General features: G+C 42.3%; 17 protein-coding genes. 11 read left to right on the forward strand and 6 right to left on the reverse strand.

What is annotated here, in order from left to right; translation table 11 throughout:
• Nucleotides 1-9: 9 nt before the first annotated feature.
• A complete protein-coding gene (locus OU683_RS04605) occupies nucleotides 10-246 on the reverse strand; it encodes an acyl carrier protein (RefSeq protein WP_013069791.1) in 237 nt (78 codons plus the stop codon).
• A 148-nt stretch (nucleotides 247-394) separates the two neighbouring features.
• On the opposite strand from OU683_RS04605, the gene purN reads away from it, so the two are divergent.
• From purN to OU683_RS04630, 5 genes are all read left to right on the forward strand, one after another.
• A complete protein-coding gene (gene purN, locus OU683_RS04610; protein ID WP_268135719.1) occupies nucleotides 395-997 on the forward strand; it encodes a phosphoribosylglycinamide formyltransferase in 603 nt (200 codons plus the stop codon).
• Entirely contained in the window at nucleotides 990-1,472 is a 483-nt protein-coding gene (gene rnhA / locus OU683_RS04615) for a ribonuclease HI (RefSeq protein WP_228913766.1), read from the forward strand. The genes purN and rnhA overlap by 8 nt, the downstream gene beginning before the upstream one ends.
• A gap of 65 nt (nucleotides 1,473-1,537) precedes the next feature.
• Entirely contained in the window at nucleotides 1,538-2,461 is a 924-nt protein-coding gene (locus OU683_RS04620; protein WP_268135722.1) for a PfkB family carbohydrate kinase, read from the forward strand.
• 64 nt (nucleotides 2,462-2,525) lie between these two features.
• Complete coding sequence (locus OU683_RS04625) at nucleotides 2,526-4,424, forward strand: amidophosphoribosyltransferase (protein WP_268135724.1); 1,899 nt, start codon at nucleotides 2,526-2,528, stop codon at nucleotides 4,422-4,424.
• A 396-nt stretch (nucleotides 4,425-4,820) separates the two neighbouring features.
• Nucleotides 4,821-5,417 (forward strand): DUF2490 domain-containing protein, encoded by a 597-nt coding sequence (locus OU683_RS04630; protein WP_268135726.1) that lies wholly within the window; start codon nucleotides 4,821-4,823, stop codon nucleotides 5,415-5,417.
• A 65-nt stretch (nucleotides 5,418-5,482) separates the two neighbouring features.
• Here the strand turns inward: OU683_RS04630 and OU683_RS04635 are convergent, their stop codons facing one another.
• Genes OU683_RS04635 through mce form a run of 5 tightly spaced genes read right to left on the reverse strand, consistent with a single transcriptional unit; the run spans nucleotide 5,483 to nucleotide 9,594 of the window.
• Nucleotides 5,483-6,736 carry a sodium ion-translocating decarboxylase subunit beta gene (locus OU683_RS04635; protein ID WP_268135728.1) on the reverse strand — a complete coding sequence of 418 codons (1,254 nt, stop codon included), beginning with the start codon at nucleotides 6,734-6,736 and terminating at the stop codon, nucleotides 5,483-5,485.
• Between the two features lie 54 nt (nucleotides 6,737-6,790).
• Nucleotides 6,791-7,219 carry a biotin/lipoyl-containing protein gene (locus tag OU683_RS04640; protein WP_268135730.1) on the reverse strand — a complete coding sequence of 143 codons (429 nt, stop codon included), beginning with the start codon at nucleotides 7,217-7,219 and terminating at the stop codon, nucleotides 6,791-6,793.
• 10 nt (nucleotides 7,220-7,229) lie between these two features.
• A complete protein-coding gene (locus OU683_RS04645; protein ID WP_268135732.1) occupies nucleotides 7,230-7,601 on the reverse strand; it encodes an OadG family transporter subunit in 372 nt (123 codons plus the stop codon).
• A 10-nt stretch (nucleotides 7,602-7,611) separates the two neighbouring features.
• Nucleotides 7,612-9,171, reverse strand: a complete 1,560-nt coding sequence (locus OU683_RS04650) for an acyl-CoA carboxylase subunit beta (protein ID WP_268135734.1) — start codon at nucleotides 9,169-9,171, stop codon at nucleotides 7,612-7,614.
• A 12-nt stretch (nucleotides 9,172-9,183) separates the two neighbouring features.
• Nucleotides 9,184-9,594 (reverse strand): methylmalonyl-CoA epimerase, encoded by a 411-nt coding sequence (mce, locus tag OU683_RS04655; protein ID WP_268135736.1) that lies wholly within the window; start codon nucleotides 9,592-9,594, stop codon nucleotides 9,184-9,186.
• 866 nt (nucleotides 9,595-10,460) lie between these two features.
• Here mce and OU683_RS04660 point away from each other — a divergent pair.
• The 6 genes from OU683_RS04660 to OU683_RS04685 all read left to right on the forward strand — a co-directional run bounded on the left by OU683_RS04660 (nucleotide 10,461) and on the right by OU683_RS04685 (nucleotide 18,769).
• On the forward strand, nucleotides 10,461-11,858 hold the full coding sequence (locus OU683_RS04660; protein WP_268135738.1) for a methylmalonyl-CoA mutase subunit beta: 1,398 nt from the start codon (nucleotides 10,461-10,463) through the stop codon (nucleotides 11,856-11,858).
• A gap of 5 nt (nucleotides 11,859-11,863) precedes the next feature.
• On the forward strand, nucleotides 11,864-13,993 hold the full coding sequence (gene scpA / locus OU683_RS04665; protein ID WP_268135740.1) for a methylmalonyl-CoA mutase: 2,130 nt from the start codon (nucleotides 11,864-11,866) through the stop codon (nucleotides 13,991-13,993).
• Nucleotides 13,994-14,035: 42 nt separating this feature from the next.
• Nucleotides 14,036-15,313: an acetyl-CoA hydrolase/transferase family protein gene (locus tag OU683_RS04670; RefSeq protein ID WP_268135742.1), complete on the forward strand. Its 1,278-nt coding sequence runs from the start codon at nucleotides 14,036-14,038 to the stop codon at nucleotides 15,311-15,313.
• A 113-nt stretch (nucleotides 15,314-15,426) separates the two neighbouring features.
• Nucleotides 15,427-16,098, forward strand: a complete 672-nt coding sequence (locus OU683_RS04675) for a succinate dehydrogenase cytochrome b subunit (RefSeq protein ID WP_268135743.1) — start codon at nucleotides 15,427-15,429, stop codon at nucleotides 16,096-16,098.
• Entirely contained in the window at nucleotides 16,095-18,017 is a 1,923-nt protein-coding gene (locus OU683_RS04680; RefSeq protein WP_268135745.1) for a fumarate reductase/succinate dehydrogenase flavoprotein subunit, read from the forward strand. Before OU683_RS04675 ends, OU683_RS04680 begins: the two co-directional genes overlap by 4 nt.
• Nucleotides 18,018-18,022: 5 nt before the next feature.
• The gene (locus tag OU683_RS04685) at nucleotides 18,023-18,769 is read left to right on the forward strand and encodes a succinate dehydrogenase/fumarate reductase iron-sulfur subunit (protein ID WP_268135747.1); all 747 of its coding nucleotides are present in this window, start codon (nucleotides 18,023-18,025) and stop codon (nucleotides 18,767-18,769) included.
• Nucleotides 18,770-18,820 lie beyond the last annotated feature (51 nt).

An 18,820-nucleotide genomic window follows, 5' to 3' on the forward strand; every position in this document is an offset into this window, starting at 1 on the left:
GTTACTTTTTTATTTTTTTGCGTCTTCAATATAAGAGATTGCCTGACCCACAGTAGCAATGTTCTCTGCCTGGTCGTCTGGGATCTGGATATCAAATTCTTTCTCAAATTCCATGATCAACTCTACAGTGTCTAATGAATCAGCGCCCAAGTCGTTGGTGAAGCTAGCTTCGTTTACTACTTCATTCTCGTCAACTCCTAACTTGTCAACGATAATCGCTTTTACTCTTGATGCAATGTCTGACATAACTTGTGTTTTTAATTTTAAATTAAGTGGCAAAAATAAAAAACTTTATTTTAAAACCTGTTTTTACTTGAAAAATGTGGTGGTAAATTACATAATTTCCGCCTAAAGCCAGTATTTTTACCTGCTAATAATTGTTAAGACCTTTCTCTTGCAAAAAGTTGAGAATACCCCAAAAAAGAAAATTGTGATCTTCGCCTCGGGTAATGGATCTAATGCTGAAAATATTATTAAATACTTTCTGAAGAAAGGAACTGCAGAAGTCGTGGCAGTATTTTCAAATAACCGCACTGCAAAAGTTCTGCGACGGGCCCATGACCTTGAGGTAAAAGCCCTGCATTTTGATCGCGAGGCACTATACGAAAGTGATGATGTTCTCAATTTGCTGAAAGATATGAAACCCGACCTTGTTGTACTCGCCGGCTTCCTTTGGATGTTTCCAAAAAAAATAATCAAACGTTTCCCTAACAAAGTGATCAATATTCACCCCGCCCTACTCCCAAAATATGGAGGAAAAGGCATGTACGGGATGAACGTTCATAAAGCCATTTTAGAGCAGAAAGAGGTGGAAACAGGAATTAGCATCCACTACGTGAACGATAAATACGATGAAGGAGAACTTATTTTTCAAACAACTACAGCTATCGAAGCAAAAGATACTGTAGAAGATATAGCTGAAAAAATTCATCAGCTGGAATATGAGTATTTTCCGAAGGTGATCGAGAAACTTTTATTTTCTTCAGAAGATGCATAACGCCCAGGTTCACATTTATACCGATGGTGCGGCAAGAGGAAATCCCGGGCCGGGTGGCTACGGAATTGTGATGGAATGGGTGGGAAAACCTTACCGGAAAGAATTCTCAAAAGGTTTCAAGCACACAACCAACAACCGCATGGAACTCCTTGCAGTTATTGAAGCTTTGAAAAAGCTAAAAAATCCTGAAACCACGGTTATTGTTTTCACAGATTCCAAATATGTGGCCGATGCTGTCGAAAAAGGTTGGGTCTTTAACTGGGAGAAAAAAGGATTTAAAGACCGCAAGAATTCTGACATGTGGATCGAATTTCTCAAGGAGTACCGCAAGCATAAAGTAAGATTCAAATGGATCAAGGGGCACAACGAACACCCTCAAAATGAGCGATGTGATGCTTTGGCCGTAAAAGCCTCAAAAGGAAACCGGCTTTTAATAGACACTGGATTTGAAGACGACTCAAAAAGCCTTTTTTAAGACCTCTCCATTTTATTGCTTGAAAAACAAAACCGTATATTTGCACCTCATTTTTAAAGAACACTATGAATAAATTATTAATAGTGGGTACCGTTGCTTTTGATGCCATCGAAACCCCTTTTGGTAAAACAGATAAAATACTTGGCGGGGCAGCAACTTATATTGGTCTTTCTGCTGCACAATTTGATATTGAAAGTGCTATTGTTTCTGTAGTCGGAGAAGATTTCCCGCAGGAATATCTCAATCTCCTTAAGAACAGGAATATTGATCTTAAAGGTACTGAAATCGTTAAGGGAGGGAAAACCTTCTTTTGGAGCGGAAAATATCATAACGACTTAAACTCCCGTGACACCCTGGACACCCAACTGAATGTCTTAGCCGACTTCCAGCCTGTAGTGCCAGAAAATTTCAAGGCACCAGATGTGGTGATGCTAGGAAATCTGCACCCATTGGTACAGTTAAGTGTTCTTGAACAAATTAAAAGACCAAAGTTAGTGGTGCTCGACACCATGAACTTCTGGATGGACAATACCTGGGATGATCTTATGAAAGTAATTGGTAAAGTTGACGCCCTTACTATTAATGATGAAGAAGCAAGACAACTTACCGATGAATTTTCCCTTGTAAAAGCCGCACGTAAGATCGCCAAAATGGGTCCTAAATACGTAGTGATCAAAAAAGGCGAACACGGAGCCCTTTTATTTCATAACGAGCAGATCTTTTTCGCACCTGCTTTACCATTAGAAGAAGTTTTTGATCCCACAGGAGCGGGAGACACCTTTGCCGGAGGTTTCACGGGGTATCTTGCCCATACAGGTGATATATCTTTTAAGAACATGAAGAATGCAGTTATCTATGGTTCTAACCTTGCCTCTTTTTGTGTTGAAAAATTTGGTACAGAGAGGATGCAGGATTTAACCAAAGAAGATATGCATCAACGCCTGGAAGAGTTTAAAGCTCTAACACAATTCCAGATAACACTAACATAATAATCCTGCCCTGTAATTTCAGGGCTTTTTTTATGACTAAACCCGGGTCAAACAACAACAGTTTATGAGTGATGCTTTAAAACACGAATGCGGAATTGCCCAGCTGCGCCTTCTTAAACCTTTAGAATACTACAAGGAAAAGTACGGTACAGCATTTTATGGGGTGAACAAAATGTACCTGATGATGGAGAAGCAGCATAACCGTGGCCAGGACGGCGCCGGTCTTGCGAGCATAAAGCTCAACACGCAGCCGGGTGACCGCTACATTAGCCGTATCAGGTCCAATGCAGCACAGCCTATTCAGGATATTTTTGCCCAGATCAATGATCGAATCAATGAAGAGATCAAACAACATCCTGAATACGCCGATGATGTTGCCTTGCAAAAAAAGCACATTCCTTACCTGGGGGAATTGTTCCTGGGTCACGTGAGATATGGCACCTTTGGGAAGAACAGTGTGGAAAATGTACATCCCTTTCTTCGCCAGAACAATTGGATGCACAGGAACCTCATCGTGGCAGGAAACTTTAATATGACCAATGTTCACCAGCTCTTCAACAATCTTGTTGAGTTAGGTCAACACCCAAAGGAGAAAGCAGATACTGTAACTGTAATGGAAAAGATTGGGCATTTTCTTGATGATGAAGTTCGTAAGCTGTATAAGAAATTGAAGAACGAAGGTTACTCCAAGGTAGAAGCTTCCCCGCTTATCGCCGAGCAGTTAAAAGTTAGCAAGATCCTTAGAAAATCGGCTAAAAACTGGGATGGAGGCTATGCCATGGCCGGGCTTTTAGGACATGGAGATTCCTTTGTACTTCGTGATCCTGCAGGTATTAGACCCTGTTATTATTATCGCGATGACGAGGTTGTAGTAGTCGCTTCAGAAAGACCTGTCATTCAAACAGTGTTTAATGTTGATTTTGATAAAGTAGAAGAATTACCCCCGGGGCATGCAATCATCACCAAGAAAAATGGAGAAGTTCGTATCAAACAGATCCTTGAGCCATTGGAGAGAAAAGCCTGTTCCTTTGAACGTATTTATTTTTCCCGCGGAAGTGATGCCGAGATCTACAAGGAGCGAAAAATGCTCGGAAAGCTGTTGATGCCCGAAGTGCTTAAGGCAATAGATCACGATACAGTGAACACTGTCTTCTCTTTTATCCCCAATACTGCTGAAACTTCCTTCTATGGAATGGTGGAAGCGGCCCAGGATGAGCTTAACAAGCAGAAGAACGATACCATTCTTGCCGAAAAAGAAACTTTGACCGACGCCCGCCTGCAGGAGATCCTTGCCCACAGGTTAAGGACCGAAAAGATCGCTATTAAGGATGCAAAGCTACGCACTTTTATTACCGAAGACAGTAGCCGGGACGATCTCGTGGCTCACGTTTATGACGTCACCTATGGCGTGGTAAAACCAGAGGACAACCTGGTGATCATTGATGACAGTATTGTTCGTGGTACTACTTTGAAGAAGAGCATCCTTAAGATGATGGACAGAACGAATCCAAAAAAGATCATCGTTATCTCTTCTGCTCCTCAAATACGTTATCCAGATTGCTACGGAATAGATATGGCAAGACTGGAGAATTTAGTGGCTTTTCAGGCCGCGCTCGCACTCCTGAAAGAAAGCGATCAACTTCACATTGTGGAAGAGGTATATGAGAAATGTAAAAAGCAGGTGGATCTAGATGATAAGGAAGTGAAGAATTTTGTCAAAGAAATCTATGCTCCTTTTACCGATGAACAAATTTCGGATAAGATAGCAGAATTGCTAAGCGATGAAAGCATTAAAGCCGAAGTAAAAATTATATTCCAAACCGTAGAAAACCTTCACAAGGCATGCCCAAAAAACCTTGGCGACTGGTATTTTACAGGAGATTACCCCACCTTTGGAGGAAATAGGGTGGTCAATCGTGCATTTATAAACTTTTTCGAAGGAAGTACAGAAAGAGCATATTAAAAAGGTCTTTTTCCGACGCTGAAAATGAACATTGTGCTGTTTGACTAAAATACATGCCGTTCATCTAAAAAGCTCTCGCAGACTCAGAATAAAGTTTATTTTTACAAAGCCATAACATAAGTAGGTTAAGTTCATGGTAGATTTGGGGCAAAAAAGGTGGAGCTATCCACCTTTTTTATTTTATATAAATCCCGATAATTTCTCCTCTCAAGTTCCAATCTTAATAATAAAACTTTTCAAAAAAGGCATTTTTGAAAGGTAATTACCAGTTGAATTTCTTTTAGACAATACCGTTATTCCTTAACTTTAAAGGAAATTACTATCGTGTCAAAAAGGGCATTTTTTCTACTGTTTCTGTTCTACAGTTCCTTTTTTTCAGCACAGAATTCCGAGGAGTTGACAGGTAGCTGGACCGAGGTCATTGGACAACATGAGTTATCTGAAAAATGGTGTTTGGGAACCACAGCTATCTCCCAACATTACAGGATGTTTGACGATTTTCAGCTTTTGCTATTTCGCATGGGACTTGCCTATCGATTTTCAGGGGATGCATTAGTTTCGGCAGGCTACGATTACTTTTATTCGGAATCATATTCAGAAGATAGACCAAAATTGCAACACAGAACCTGGGAAGAGTTTAATCTTGGCAGCCGTTACTCCACTCTCGCAATTTCCCATCGTTACCGCTTTGAGTCAATATGGACGCGACAGGAACCTCAATATGACCTGTCACACAGATTACGCTACAGATTAAAGCTGGAGCACCCACTTTACAAAAATTTATACCTGTCTGCCTTCAATGAGATCTTTATCAATGTGGGTAAGCCATATTTCAACCAAAACAGAATGGCCCTGGGGCTGGGTTATCGCCTAAATCCTGACCTTCGTGTAGAACTCGGCTATTTAAAACTGCATTTTGATCATGCTCATTATGACCGGCTAAGGTTAGCTATGTTTTTTAAAACCAACCTTTTCTCAAAGGACAAAAATTGAAGAGCCTAAATAAAAAAAGGTCCCGGCTCTTGTACCCAAGACCTTTTTCAACTATCATTTCTAATTTACATCAAGAAACTTATCATTATACCTGCCGCAACAGCAGAGCCTATCACGCCGCTCACGTTGGGGGCCATGGCGTGCATGAGTAAGTGATTGGAAGGATCACTTTTAATCCCTTCCTGTTGTACTACCCTTGCACTATCTGGAACCGCAGATACGCCGGCAGCACCAATTAACGGATTGATCTTATTTCCTTTGCTAAGGAAGAGGTTCATCACTTTTGCGAAAAGAAGTCCGCCGGCAGTGGCAATTATAAAAGATACAGCACCCAGAGCAAAGATCTTGATTGAACTTCCCGTAAGGAATACGCTTGCCTGGGTAGAAGCACCCACGGTAACCCCCAACAGAATGGTAACAATGTCAATCATTTTTGTTCTCGCTGTATCGGCTAAACGATCTGTGACCCCACTTTCTTTGAGGATATTTCCGAAGAAAAGCATTCCCAAAAGTGGAATAGCCGAAGGAGATATGAAGGTAGTAAGCAACAAGCCTATTATTGGAAACAGGATCTTTTCGGTTTTAGAGACCGCGCGCGGTGGCTTCATTCTTATTAGCCTTTCCTTTTTGGTGATTAAAAGTTTCATAATAGGAGGCTGGATCACCGGCACCAGGGCCATATATGAATAGGCTGCAATGGCAATACTACCAATTAAATGCGGGGCCAATTTTGCAGATGCAAAAATCGCGGTGGGACCATCTGCTCCTCCAATTATAGATATTGCACCCGCTTCATGAATTTCAAAACCCAGGGCAACAGCACCAATAAAGGTTCCAAAAACCCCGATCTGTGCAGCTGCACCCAACAACATGAGACGCGGATTGGAAATAAGGGATGAAAAATCGGTCATGGCACCAATTCCCAGGAAGATAAGCGGGGGATAAATCCCCTGCGTCACCCCAAAATACAGATAATTAAGTACAGAACCCGATTCATAGATCCCTACTCCTGCACCTGCAGGGAAAGGAATATTCCCCAGAAGAATCCCGGTTCCAATTGGGATCAACAGTAAAGGTTCATAATGAAACCTAATGGCAAGGAATATAAAGAAGAGGCCGACGACAATCATAATTATATTCCCGAAGCTCACATTTGAGAAACCTGTATATTCCCAGAAGTGGCGTAGCCCTTCTAAAAGACCACCTGTTTCTTCAGGTAATTCAGACATGATTGTCTGGGCCATCAAATTCCCGCCAAAAATGAGAGGAATGAGATATAAAACACCCAGTATGCTTATAACGGTTAGAAATTTTTTCACAATAGCTTGGTTTTGAGGATTAGGGAGCAGCTTTTATTCTTCTGAATAAAAATCTTACCCTATCACAAGTAGAAGATCGTTTTGAAGAACAGCATCTCCTTCCTTTACTTTTATTTCTTTTACTATCCCTGCCTGGTCTGCCAAAACATCATTTTCCATCTTCATAGCTTCCAGGATGAGCAGGGAATCACCTTTTGCTACAGTATCTCCAACTTTAACCTTTAGCTTAAAGATACTTCCCGGTAGTGGGGCCTCTACAGGAAATCCACCAGCAGATTGTTTCTTTTCTATTCGACCTTCCCCGGGTTGCCTTACTACGCTTTCCCTTACCAGTTTTGGAGTTTTTAACGGCTTTTTCTTTTCCTGGTGGACTTCCACTACATACTCTGTCCCATTCACCTGAATGGTAGCAAGATCGTCTTCAATATCCTGTATATCGACCGAATATTTATTTCCGTTTATTGTAAAATCAAATTTTTTCATTTTGAATAAATTATCGGGGATTATTGTTTACTCCGTAAATTTTTGAGCTCCACGGGGAATAGGTGCGGGCAACACGTTTAATTGTAATTATCCCGCTTTCTTCGTCGTGCTGCTCCTTAAAATAAAGGGTTAAGGCCAAACCAATTGCGGCACTTACCTCCCCGGAAATATATTTTTCCTGTTTGGTATCTCCATTCCTCCTGGCAGCGGCTTTTTCCCTCACCTCTCTTATCTTCTTACTAAGACCAAGATTTAAGACACGTGGCATACTTTTAAACAGTAACATGAGCATAAGGAGAGCTAAAAACACAACTGTATAACCTACTCCTGTGATGATCCATATTTGTGACCAGTCTACTACAGACGTTGTTGTTTCTTCCATAATGAATAAACTATAGTGGAATGTTACTGTGTTTTTTGGGAGGATTGGTGACCTTCTTGGTTTGCAGGGATTGAAGTCCTCTAATGATCCTGAAACGTGTATTGCGCGGTTCTATCACATCATCTATATATCCATAAGCAGCTGCCTGATATGGATTGGCAAATTTCTCCTGATATTCCTGTTCTTTTTCGGCCTTGTATTTGGCTCTTGCTTCCGGATCTTTGATCTCACTCATGGCTCTTCCCTCCAGTACCTCAATGGCTCCCGAAGCTCCCATTACAGCAATTTCTGCCGATGGCCACGCGTAGTTGAGATCTCCCCTAAGTTGCTTACAACTCATAACATCATGCGCTCCTCCATAAGATTTCCTCAAGGTAATGGTGATCTTGGGAACGGTAGCCTCTCCATAGGCGAACATTAATTTTGCCCCATGGATAATAATACCCGCATATTCCTGTCCGCTGCCGGGCAGGAATCCGGGGACATCGACCAGGGTTAGAATCGGAATATTAAAAGCGTCACAGAATCTTACAAACCTGGCTGCTTTCCTGGAAGCATCACTGTCGAGAACACCCGCCAGAAAATTAGGTTGATTTGCTACTATCCCAATGGATTCACCATTCATCCTGGCAAAACCTACAATGATGTTCTTTGCATAATTCCTGTGTACCTCCAAAAATTCCCCTTCATCGACTATGCTGTAGATCACCTCCTGCATGTCGTAAGGTTGATTGGGATTATCTGGAATGATCGTATTTAAAAAGTCGTCCCGCCTGTCTATGGGATCACTATTACTAAAGATGGGTGCTTCTTCCAGGTTGTTCTGCGGAAGGTATGAAAGCAGCTTTCTTATAAGCAACAAACCATTTTCTTCGCTGGACACCTTAAAGTGAGATACGCCCGATTTTGAAGAGTGAATATTGGCACCGCCAAGATTCTCAACAGAAATGTCTTCCCCGGTTACTGTTTTCACCACTTTAGGGCCGGTGACGAACATATAGCTGTTTTCTTCGGTCATCATCACAAAATCGGTAAGAGCAGGAGAATAAACCGCTCCCCCGGCACAGGGACCAAAAATGGCAGAAATCTGCGGAATTACTCCCGAGGCGAGAATATTGCGCTCAAATATTTCGGCATAACCGGCCAGAGAGGTAACCCCTTCCTGTATACGGGCTCCTCCACTATCATTTATACCAATGACCGGGGCCCCGGCTTTCATGGCCATATCCATAACCTTACAAATTTTCTGAGCAAAGGTTTCAGATAGAGATCCTCCAAAAACGGTAAAATCCTGGGAAAACACATAGACTACTCTCCCGTCTATAGTCCCATGCCCGGTCACAACACCATCTCCAAGAAATTTGGTTTTTTCCATTCCAAAGTTCGTGGACCTGTGGGTGACAAACATGTCAAATTCTTCAAAACTTCCGTCATCCAGAAGTATGTCGATCCTTTCCCTTGCAGTTAATTTACCTTTTTCGTGTTGGGCATCTATACGCTTCTGTCCACCGCCCAAACGGGCTATTTCCCGTTTCTGGATCAATTCGTTTACTTTATCCTGACTTGTCATTTTCTTTCTAGATTATTTTACCGGTTCCTCGCAGAGTTCTGTCAATACCCCAAAAGTGGATTTTGGATGAAGAAAAGCTATATTCAAGCCTTCTGCTCCTTTTCTTGGACTCCTGTCTATTAACTTCACATCTTTTTTTTCCAGTTCTCCCAGCCTGGCAGGCAGATCTTTTACCGCAAATGCAATATGGTGCACGCCCTGCCCTTTCTTTTCAAGGAATTTTCCTATTGGACCCTCCGGATCTGTGGATTCTAAAAGTTCTATTTTAGTCTGACCCACTTTAAAAAAAGCAGTTTTTACCTTCTGGTCTTTTACCTCCTCCACAGAGTAGCATTTTAACCCAAAGGTCTTTTCGTAAAAGGGAATGGCCTCTTCGAGGCTTTCAACTGCAATACCTATATGTTCTATATGCGTTGGTTCCATGACTTATATGATTTTTAAATAGACTTCAGTTTGGAGCAAAAAAAAATCGCCCATTGCGATTTCTATTTTCTTCCGGTAAAATTAATAACATCTCTGCCTCGACAGGAAAAGATAAAACGGGGCACAATTTGGACACCCAGGGAAAAATGAGAGGCAGCGCAATTCTCAAATTTTGATATGAAAAGCGCAACCTAAACCAATGTAAAATATGTCTTATTAGGTGTACCATTTTGATACATTTTATTGCATTATAAAGATAACGAAACTTTAACTCAACGTGACCTGGATTCCTCAAAAATTTTAATGAAATTAACGCAAACGTTGTAGTAATGACAAGACTTTTCAAAGGATCTCTAAAAAATCCATACCACAAATTTCAACGAAAACCTTTTCTTAAAAAATGATTAAAATCATAGGCTTTTAACCTTCAAAACAAAAAACTTATTTTTAACTTTACTGGAAAGATTTCTGGAATTCCTGAAAAGGAAAAATCAGCTGAAAGGAAAAAAATTCCTGTAGCTGGAAAGAATGTGAAACCAAAAAAGGGAAGAGAGAATCTTCTCCCTGTTTTTTATAATTCTTCCTCAAGGACAGCCTGGAAACCTTTACAACTAAGATTAAGATTGTGAACTTCTTGTTCCACTTCAGCAAACATCGACAGCCGGCTACCAAAATTTACAGCCAGACCAGACATTTGCAGTTTCTCAACCTTCTAAAGGAGTTGCCGGGCAAACAAAATCGGGGCAAAACCCCGTCCAAAAAGGCATTTTTAAAGAATTTACTAAAGAACATTTATAACATGGATTACGAGACGGTCCCGTAATCTCTCACGCAGCAATGCAATCACTTTCATTAATATGAAAACAATGAAGGAACAACTATTTCAAGAATTTCCTGAAGTTTCGGCAGAACAATGGAAAAATCAGGTCATAGCAGACCTTAAAGGAGCAGATTATGATAAAAGTCTGATCTTTGATTCTCCTCACGGAGTTAAAGTGAAACCTTTTTACACTTCTGAAGATATAAAAGGCAGCATACAATTACCTCCGCCTAAGCCATGGAGCATCTGCGAGCAGATCATTGCAGAAACTGCCGGGGAAGCAAATCGAAAGGCTGCTTATGCACTGGAAAAAGGAGCCGAAAGCATATGGCTAGTAATTACCAATGAAGACATAACTCCTGAAGCCCTTTTGGAAGGCCTGGACCTGGAGAAGGTCCGGATCTTTATTAGCATGCAGTTTCTTTCCGGGGACTATGTGGAAAACCTGAATAGCTTTCTGGCGGGTAAAAAGAACAAAGTCCACCTGCAAATAGACATCTTTGGTAATTTGGCCAGAACCGGAAATTATTTTTTAGGTAAAGAAGAAGATATTACGACCTTAAATTCCTTATTTTTCGAAACCTCCGGTTTTAAGTCTGTAGTAAGTGTAGACGCCGCCCTTTACCAGAATGCGGGAGCTACGATTCCCCAACAATTGGGATATGCTTTGTCTCATTTAAATGAGTATTTAAATATTCTGTCTCAAAAAGGGCAGATTTCAGAAGGATTTTTGCCACAGTTCATTCTAGCTACAGGAGGCAATTATTTCTTTGAAATAGCAAAAATAAGGGCTCTAAGATGGCTATATGCTACCCTCGCAAAGAAATATAACCTCCCTGGAGAATGTATGATCCTTTCACAGCCAACGAAAAGAGATAAAACCCTTTACGATTATAATGTGAACCTGCTAAGAACTACCACCCAAAGTATGAGCGCGATCCTGGGAGGAGCCAATGTTGTATACAATCACCCTTATGACGTGATTTTTCACAAATCCAATGAATTCGGGGAGCGCATTGCCCGCAACCAGTTACTTGTAATGAAGCATGAGGCTTATCTCAACAAAGCAGCCAATGCATCAGATGGGGCGTATTACATTGAAACCCTCACCCGTGAATTTGCAGAAGCCGGTTTACAAATCTTTCGCGAAGTTGAAAAAGAGGGTGGATTCTTAAAATTGCTGAAACAGGGTATTATTCAGGAAAAAATTGAACGGAGTGCCGAGAAAGAGCAGCAACTTTTTGATGATGGCGAATTGATCCTAATAGGCACCAACAAATTTACCAACCTTCAGGAGAATATGGGGCAGGACCTCGAGCTGGACCCTTTCAAAAAAACAACTTTAGCCAACATGGAGATTGAACCTATTGTTGAGAAAAGATTAAGCGAGAAGCAGGAACAGGAAAGGCTACAAAAGGAACAGTCCGAAATAACCCAAAGCTAAGAACCATGGAAAGAAAATCATTAGAAAATATTGAACTTTTAGAGCCTGAGGCAATCACACTTCCCCGGGATACCCAACAGGACCAATCCCCGACTAAAAATGGCCATACGGGTGAAATTTACACCCCTAAGGACCTGGAGGGAATTGAGCATCTTAAATATGCTGCAGGTATCCCTCCCTTCCTGCGAGGACCATATAGCACAATGTATGTTATAAGGCCGTGGACTATTCGCCAGTACGCCGGGTTCTCCACTGCAGAAGAAAGCAATGCCTTTTACCGAAGGAATCTCGCAGCCGGACAAAAAGGTTTGTCTGTTGCATTTGATCTACCCACTCACCGCGGGTACGATAGCGACCATGAACGTGTTGTGGGAGATGTTGGAAAAGCGGGAGTTGCCATAGATTCGGTCGAAGATATGAAGATCCTTTTCAATCAGATCCCCCTGGACCAGATGTCTGTTTCCATGACCATGAATGGGGCGGTACTTCCTATTCTTGCCTTTTACATAGTGGCCGCCGAAGAGCAGGGAGTAAAACCAGAGCTGCTTCAGGGAACAATTCAAAATGACATTTTAAAGGAGTTTATGGTGAGAAACACTTATATCTATCCGCCCACTCCTTCCATGAAGATCATTTCAGACATTTTTGAATACACCTCGAAGCACATGCCCCGCTTCAACAGCATTAGTATTTCGGGATATCATATGCAGGAAGCCGGTGCTACCAGTGAGATCGAGCTGGCTTACACTCTTGCAGACGGGCTTGAATACATTAGGAAAGGCCTTGACGCAGGTATGGATATTGACAGCTTTGCCCCCAGGCTTTCTTTTTTCTGGGCAATTGGTATGGACCACTTCACCGAAATTGCAAAAATGCGTGCTGCCAGGATGCTGTGGGCTAAACTTGTAAAACAATTTAATCCCAGGAATGAAAAGTCTCTCGCCCTTAGAACCCATAGTCAAACCAGTGGCTGGAGCTTAACAGAACAGGATCCATTTAACAACGTTGCCAGGACCAGTATAGAAGCAGCGGCTGCAGCATTTGGTGGAACCCAGAGTTTACATACCAATGCGTTGGATGAGGCTATCGCCCTGCCCACAGATTTCTCTGCTAGAATTGCCAGGAATACACAACTACACCTTCAGCAGGAAACCCAGATCACCAAGACAGTAGATCCCTGGGCGGGAAGTTATTTTGTAGAAAGCCTTACCCAGGAAATAGCTGAAAAAGCGTGGAAACTCATACAGGAAGTGGAAGACCTGGGGGGAATGACCAAAGCCATTGAAGCCGGAATTCCAAAAATGAGAATTGAAGAGGCTGCAGCAATAAAACAGGCACGAATTGATAGCGGGCAGGATATCATTGTTGGGGTAAATAAATACCGCAGGGAAAAAGAAGACCCAATTGTTACCCTGGAGGTAGATAACCAGAATGTACGCAGGCAACAAGTAGAACGTCTAAAACAGCTTAGGGAAGAGAGGAATAATGAAGAAGTAAAAGCAGCACTTGAAAAACTAACCTCTGCAGCACGATCTGGCGAAGAAAATTTATTGGCTCTGGCCGTAGATGCAGCCCGAAAACGAGCTACTCTTGGCGAAATAAGTGATGCCCTTGAAAAAATCTACGGCAGATATAAAGCTCAAATAAAATCAATAAGCGGCGTATATTCAAAAGAAATAAAAGAGGACTCTTCCTTTAAAAAAGCAAGGGAAATGGCCAATCAATTCGCTGAACAGGAAGGCCGACGACCCAGGATCATGGTAGCAAAAATGGGGCAGGACGGACATGACCGCGGTGCAAAAGTTGTCGCGACCGGTTATGCAGATGTTGGTTTTGACGTAGACATTGGACCACTTTTCCAAACTCCCGCAGAAGCTGCAAAACAAGCGGTAGAAAATGACGTGCATATCCTTGGGGTCTCTTCCCTGGCTGCAGGGCATAAAACTCTTGTTCCCCAGGTGATCGAAGAGCTAAAAAAATATGGCCGTGAAGATATAATGGTCATAGTGGGAGGAGTGATCCCATCGCAGGACTACCAGTATCTTTTTGATGCCGGTGCAGTAGCTGTATTTGGCCCCGGCACCAGGATAAGTGAAACTGCCATTAAACTTTTGGAGATCCTTATTGAAGAATAACCATCATGATTAGCACCAATTACAAATTAAAATTCCAATATTATGAGAAATACCCTCAATATAGTTTCGCCTGCAGAAGCTGTTTCGGTAGTAAAATCCGGTAACCGTGTCTTTCTGCAAGGGGCTGCAATGACTCCGAATATTCTTATCAATGCCCTTACCGAACGATATAGAGAACTTAGTGATGTGGAATTCATTCATATTCACACCGAAGGTCCGGCCCCTTATACTCAACTGCCTTACAGCGAATCCTTTAAGACCAACAGCTGTTTTGTTGCAGGTAATGTGAGGCAGGCGGTTAACTCTAGTATAGGAGCATATATCCCAATTTTTCTAAGTGAGATCCATCTTCTCTTCAGAAGGAACATCTTACCCCTTGATGTTGCTGTTATCCAGGTTTCTCCGCCAGACGAGCATGGATACTGTTCCCTGGGAGTTTCTGTTGATATCACTTTACCTGCGGTGCAAACTGCAAAAAAAGTAATAGCCCAGATAAATCCCCGTGTTCCACGAACCCATGGCGACGGAATTATTCATGTAAGTCAAATTTATGCTGCCATTGAAGTAGATCATCCTATTCATACTCATGATCTAACTACACCTTCAGAAATTGAAGAAAAAGTAGGAGAATATGTGGCCGGTTTGGTTGAAGATGGTGCCACTTTACAAATGGGAATAGGTGGTATTCCAAACGTGGTACTTTCCAAATTAATGAACCATAAGCGGCTGGGAATCCATACCGAATTATTTTCAGATGGTGTTCTGCCTCTAATTGAAAAGGGAATTATTACCGGCGAAGAAAAGAAGATCAAGACCGGCAAGATCGTGACCTGTTTTGCAGCGGGAAGTCAAAAACTATATGATTTTATTGATGATAATCCCGTGGTACATTTCAAAGAATCTGCTTATACCAATGATTCTGCAATCATTCGGCAAAATCCTAAGGTGACAGCCATAAACTCGGCCATTGAGATCGATCTCACGGGGCAGGTTTGCGCAGACACCATTGGGAAATATCATTTTTCGGGAGTAGGCGGACAGATGGATTTCATTAGGGGTGCATCTCTTTCTGAAGGCGGGAAAGCGATTTTCGCAATGCCATCTGTCACTAATAAGGGGATTTCGAAGATTGTACCTACACTAAAAGAAGGCGCCGGAGTTACTACCACCAGGGCCCACGTACATTATGTATCCACAGAATATGGCGTAGTTAATCTCTTCGGAAAAAACCTTAAAGAACGCGCAAAAGCCTTAATTTCAATTGCTCACCCGGCCCACAGGGAGGAACTTGAAAAGACCTTTTTTGAAATGGCATATTGATCAAATGATTTTAAAATCGATCGGAAATCAGATAGGGAGCAACTACTTTAGGAGATCACCTGAAGTAGTTGTTTTCTAAACATAAGCTTTCTGACTGCAATTATAAAATAACCATGATTTTTATAAAAAACTCGATTACCCGAAAAAACCTGATGGCGATCACGGGTCTGTTTTTATCTTTTTTTTTAATCATCCATCTCCTGGGGAATTTACAGCTGTTGCTACCCGCAGAAGAAGCGCAGCTTCAGTATAACTCCTACAGTCATTTATTGGGTGGTAATATTCTTGTGAAACTGGTAGCCTACGTCCTTTACCTGTGCATAATTCTGCACACTTTGGATGCTATCTATCTTTCATACAAAAGAAAACAAGCCAACGGCATTTCCTATGCTTACGACCGCCGCGGCAGGGCCAGCAGCTGGTACTCCCGAAACATGATGGCTCTTGGGATTATTATTTTTGTCTTCCTGGTCATACACTTTAAGGATTTTTGGTACCACTACAAGTTTGGAGAACTTCCATTAGACGCAAACGGCAATAAAGACCTATATACCCTTGTGGTATTGGCTTTTGAGCAACTGTGGTATGTTATCCTCTACATCATTGCCATTCTTGCCCTTGGTTACCACTTACTTCACGGGGTTTTTAGCGCCCATAGAACCATAGGCCTTTACCATCCCATGTACAACAGGATTGTGAGGGTCCTTGGGGTTGTTTTCGCGGCAACTATGACACTTGGCTATATAATTATTCCCCTCTTTTTATATTTTAATCTACAGTCATGAGTAAAACTATAAAAGCACCTGTTCCTGAAGGTCCTTTGGTTGAAAAATGGAATAACTATAAATCCAACGCCAAACTGGTAAGTCCTAATAACCGGAAAAAGCTGGAGGTAATCATCGTGGGTACTGGACTGGCGGGAGCCTCGGCAGCTGCATCTTTAGCCGAAATGGGATATAATGTAAAAAGTTTCTGTTTTCAGGACTCGCCGCGCAGGGCACATTCAGTTGCTGCACAAGGTGGTGTGAATGCCGCCAAGAATTATAAAAATGATGGCGACAGTGTCTACAGAATGTTCTACGACACCCTAAAAGGAGGAGATTTTCGTTCCCGGGAAGCCAACACTTACCGTTTGGCCGAATGCTCGGCAAGTCTTATCGATCAGGCCGTGGCGCAGGGAGTTCCCTTTGGAAGGGAATATGGAGGATACTTAAGAAACCGCTCCTTTGGTGGCGTGCAGGTATCCCGTACTTTTTATGCCAGGGGACAAACAGGACAGCAATTGCTGTTAGGTTCGTATCAGGCGTTATTGCGTCAACAGCATGCAGGAAAGGTAAAACTTTATGCCAGGCATGAAATGCTTGATGTAGTTATCATAGATGGAAAGGCCCGGGGAATTATTGCACGTAACCTGGATACAGGAAAAATTGAACGCCATGGAGCCCATACTGTAGTACTGGCCACCGGCGGATTCGGAAAGATCTACTATCTCTCCACTCTCGCTATGGGCTGCAATGCATCGGCAATATGGCGTGCTCACAAAAAAGGAGCTTATATGGCAAATCCCAGCTGGACCCAAATTCATCCCACCAGCCTTCCTCAAAGCGGGGAACATCAGTCAAAACTCACCTTGATGAGCGAATCTTTGAGAAATGACGGACGCATCTGGGTTCCCATAGATAAAAACGAAACCCGCCTTCCCGGAGAAATTCCGGAAGAGGACAGGGACTATTACCTGGAACGAAAATACCCTTCATTCGGGAATCTTGCTCCCAGGGACATTTCCTCAAGAGCTGCCAAGGAACAAATTGATCTCGGGAAAGGAGTGGGACCTCTCAAAAATGCCGTTTACCTCGACTTTTCCAGGGCTATTAAGGAGTATGAGAAGGACGTCATTGCCGAGCGATATGGTAATCTCTTTACCATGTACAAAAAAATCACCGGCATAGACGCCTACAAAGAACCTATGAAAATATCCCCTGCTGCCCATTTCTCTATGGGCGGACTTTGGGTGGATTATGAACTTATGACCTCTGTCCCCGGCCTCTTTGCCATTGGAGAAGCAAATTTCTCTGACCATGGCGCTAATAGACTGGGAGCGAATTCCCTACTGCAGGCCTGTGTAGATGGCTATTTTATCCTGCCTTACACGCTTCAGAACTTCCTGGCAGATCAAATAAATATACCAAAAACAGATGTGAACCATCCTGCTTTTGAAGAAAGTGAGCGGCTGGTAAAAGATCAAATGCAAAGTTTTCTTAACTCTAAAGGCAAAAAAACAGCCGAAGAATTCCACAAGGAGTTGGGAAAAGAGCTGTATGATAAATGTGGACTTCTAAGAACAAAAGAAGGATTAGAAAAAGCGATAGAAAACATTAAAAATTTAAGAGAAGAATATAAAGTGAACTTGTTGGTACCGGGAACTGCAGAGGAAGTTAACAGTGAACTTGAAAAGGCCGGTCGCGTCTCAGATTATATGGAGCTCGCAGAGCTTATGTGCATTGATGCTCTTCAAAGAGAAGAGTCCTGCGGAGCGCATTTTAGAGCAGAATATCAAACAAAAGAAGGTGAAGCTAAAAGGGATGATGAGAATTTCTGTTATTCCGCAGCATGGGAGTGGACAGGTAATGCATCTTCCCCGGTTCTAAACAAAGAACCTCTGGTGTTTGAGACAGTTAAACCATCGGTGAGAAGTTATAAATAGAAATTATGAAGATCACACTAAAAATTTGGCGTCAAAGGGACGCCGGGAGTAAAGGAGCTTTTAAAGAATATCATCTTGATGATGTTAGCCGGGATATGTCTTTTCTTGAAATGCTTGATACGCTCAACATAAAACTTATTAAACAGGGAGAACTACCGGTAGAATTTGACCATGATTGCCGGGAGGGGATCTGCGGTCAATGCGGGGTTATGATCAACGGGATCGCACACGGTCCCTTAAAAAACACTACCACCTGCCAGCTGCACATGAGGTCTTTTAAAGATGGAGATACGATTTATGTGGAGCCCTTTAAAGCTGCCGCTTTTCCAATTGTACGGGATCTTAAGGTCAACAGGTCTGCTCTTGATCATATAATTGCTGCCGGTGGATATGTCTCTGTTGACACAGGACAGGCGCCCGAAGCAAATTCCATCCCCATTACCTTTGAACAGGCAGAATCGGCTTTTGACGCCGCAGCCTGTATAGGCTGTGGAGCATGTGTGGCAAGTTGTAAGAACTCAAGTGCTGCATTATTTACCAGTGCAAAAATCTCTCACCTGTCACAACTACCCCAGGGAGATAAAGAAACCTCCACCCGGGTTGTGAGTATGGTCAATGAAATGGAAGAAGAAGGCTTTGGATTTTGCACAAATACCGAAGCCTGCCAGGTTGAATGTCCCGAAGATATCTCGGTTCTCAATATTGCTCGAATGAACTATGAGTACAACAAAGCAAGGTTGGTAAAAAAATAAATTTTTATGAACCTCTAGAAAGAGGCTGTCTGAAAAGCTTATAATACGTCA

It is taken from the genome of Salinimicrobium sp. TH3 (assembly GCF_026676115.1).
Lineage (GTDB): Bacteria > Bacteroidota > Bacteroidia > Flavobacteriales > Flavobacteriaceae > Salinimicrobium.

Coding starts and splice junctions, on each gene's coding strand:
- OU683_RS04605 (WP_013069791.1), bottom strand. CDS start 246: ATGTCAGACATTGCATCAAGAGTAAAAGCGATTATCGTTGACAAGTTA.
- rnhA (WP_228913766.1), top strand. CDS start 990: ATGCATAACGCCCAGGTTCACATTTATACCGATGGTGCGGCAAGAGGA.
- OU683_RS04620 (WP_268135722.1), top strand. CDS start 1,538: ATGAATAAATTATTAATAGTGGGTACCGTTGCTTTTGATGCCATCGAA.
- OU683_RS04625 (WP_268135724.1), top strand. CDS start 2,526: ATGAGTGATGCTTTAAAACACGAATGCGGAATTGCCCAGCTGCGCCTT.
- OU683_RS04640 (WP_268135730.1), bottom strand. CDS start 7,219: ATGAAAAAATTTGATTTTACAATAAACGGAAATAAATATTCGGTCGAT.
- OU683_RS04645 (WP_268135732.1), bottom strand. CDS start 7,601: ATGGAAGAAACAACAACGTCTGTAGTAGACTGGTCACAAATATGGATC.
- OU683_RS04650 (WP_268135734.1), bottom strand. CDS start 9,171: ATGACAAGTCAGGATAAAGTAAACGAATTGATCCAGAAACGGGAAATA.
- mce (WP_268135736.1), bottom strand. CDS start 9,594: ATGGAACCAACGCATATAGAACATATAGGTATTGCAGTTGAAAGCCTC.
- OU683_RS04660 (WP_268135738.1), top strand. CDS start 10,461: ATGAAGGAACAACTATTTCAAGAATTTCCTGAAGTTTCGGCAGAACAA.
- scpA (WP_268135740.1), top strand. CDS start 11,864: ATGGAAAGAAAATCATTAGAAAATATTGAACTTTTAGAGCCTGAGGCA.
- OU683_RS04670 (WP_268135742.1), top strand. CDS start 14,036: ATGAGAAATACCCTCAATATAGTTTCGCCTGCAGAAGCTGTTTCGGTA.
- OU683_RS04675 (WP_268135743.1), top strand. CDS start 15,427: ATGATTTTTATAAAAAACTCGATTACCCGAAAAAACCTGATGGCGATC.
- OU683_RS04680 (WP_268135745.1), top strand. CDS start 16,095: ATGAGTAAAACTATAAAAGCACCTGTTCCTGAAGGTCCTTTGGTTGAA.
- OU683_RS04685 (WP_268135747.1), top strand. CDS start 18,023: ATGAAGATCACACTAAAAATTTGGCGTCAAAGGGACGCCGGGAGTAAA.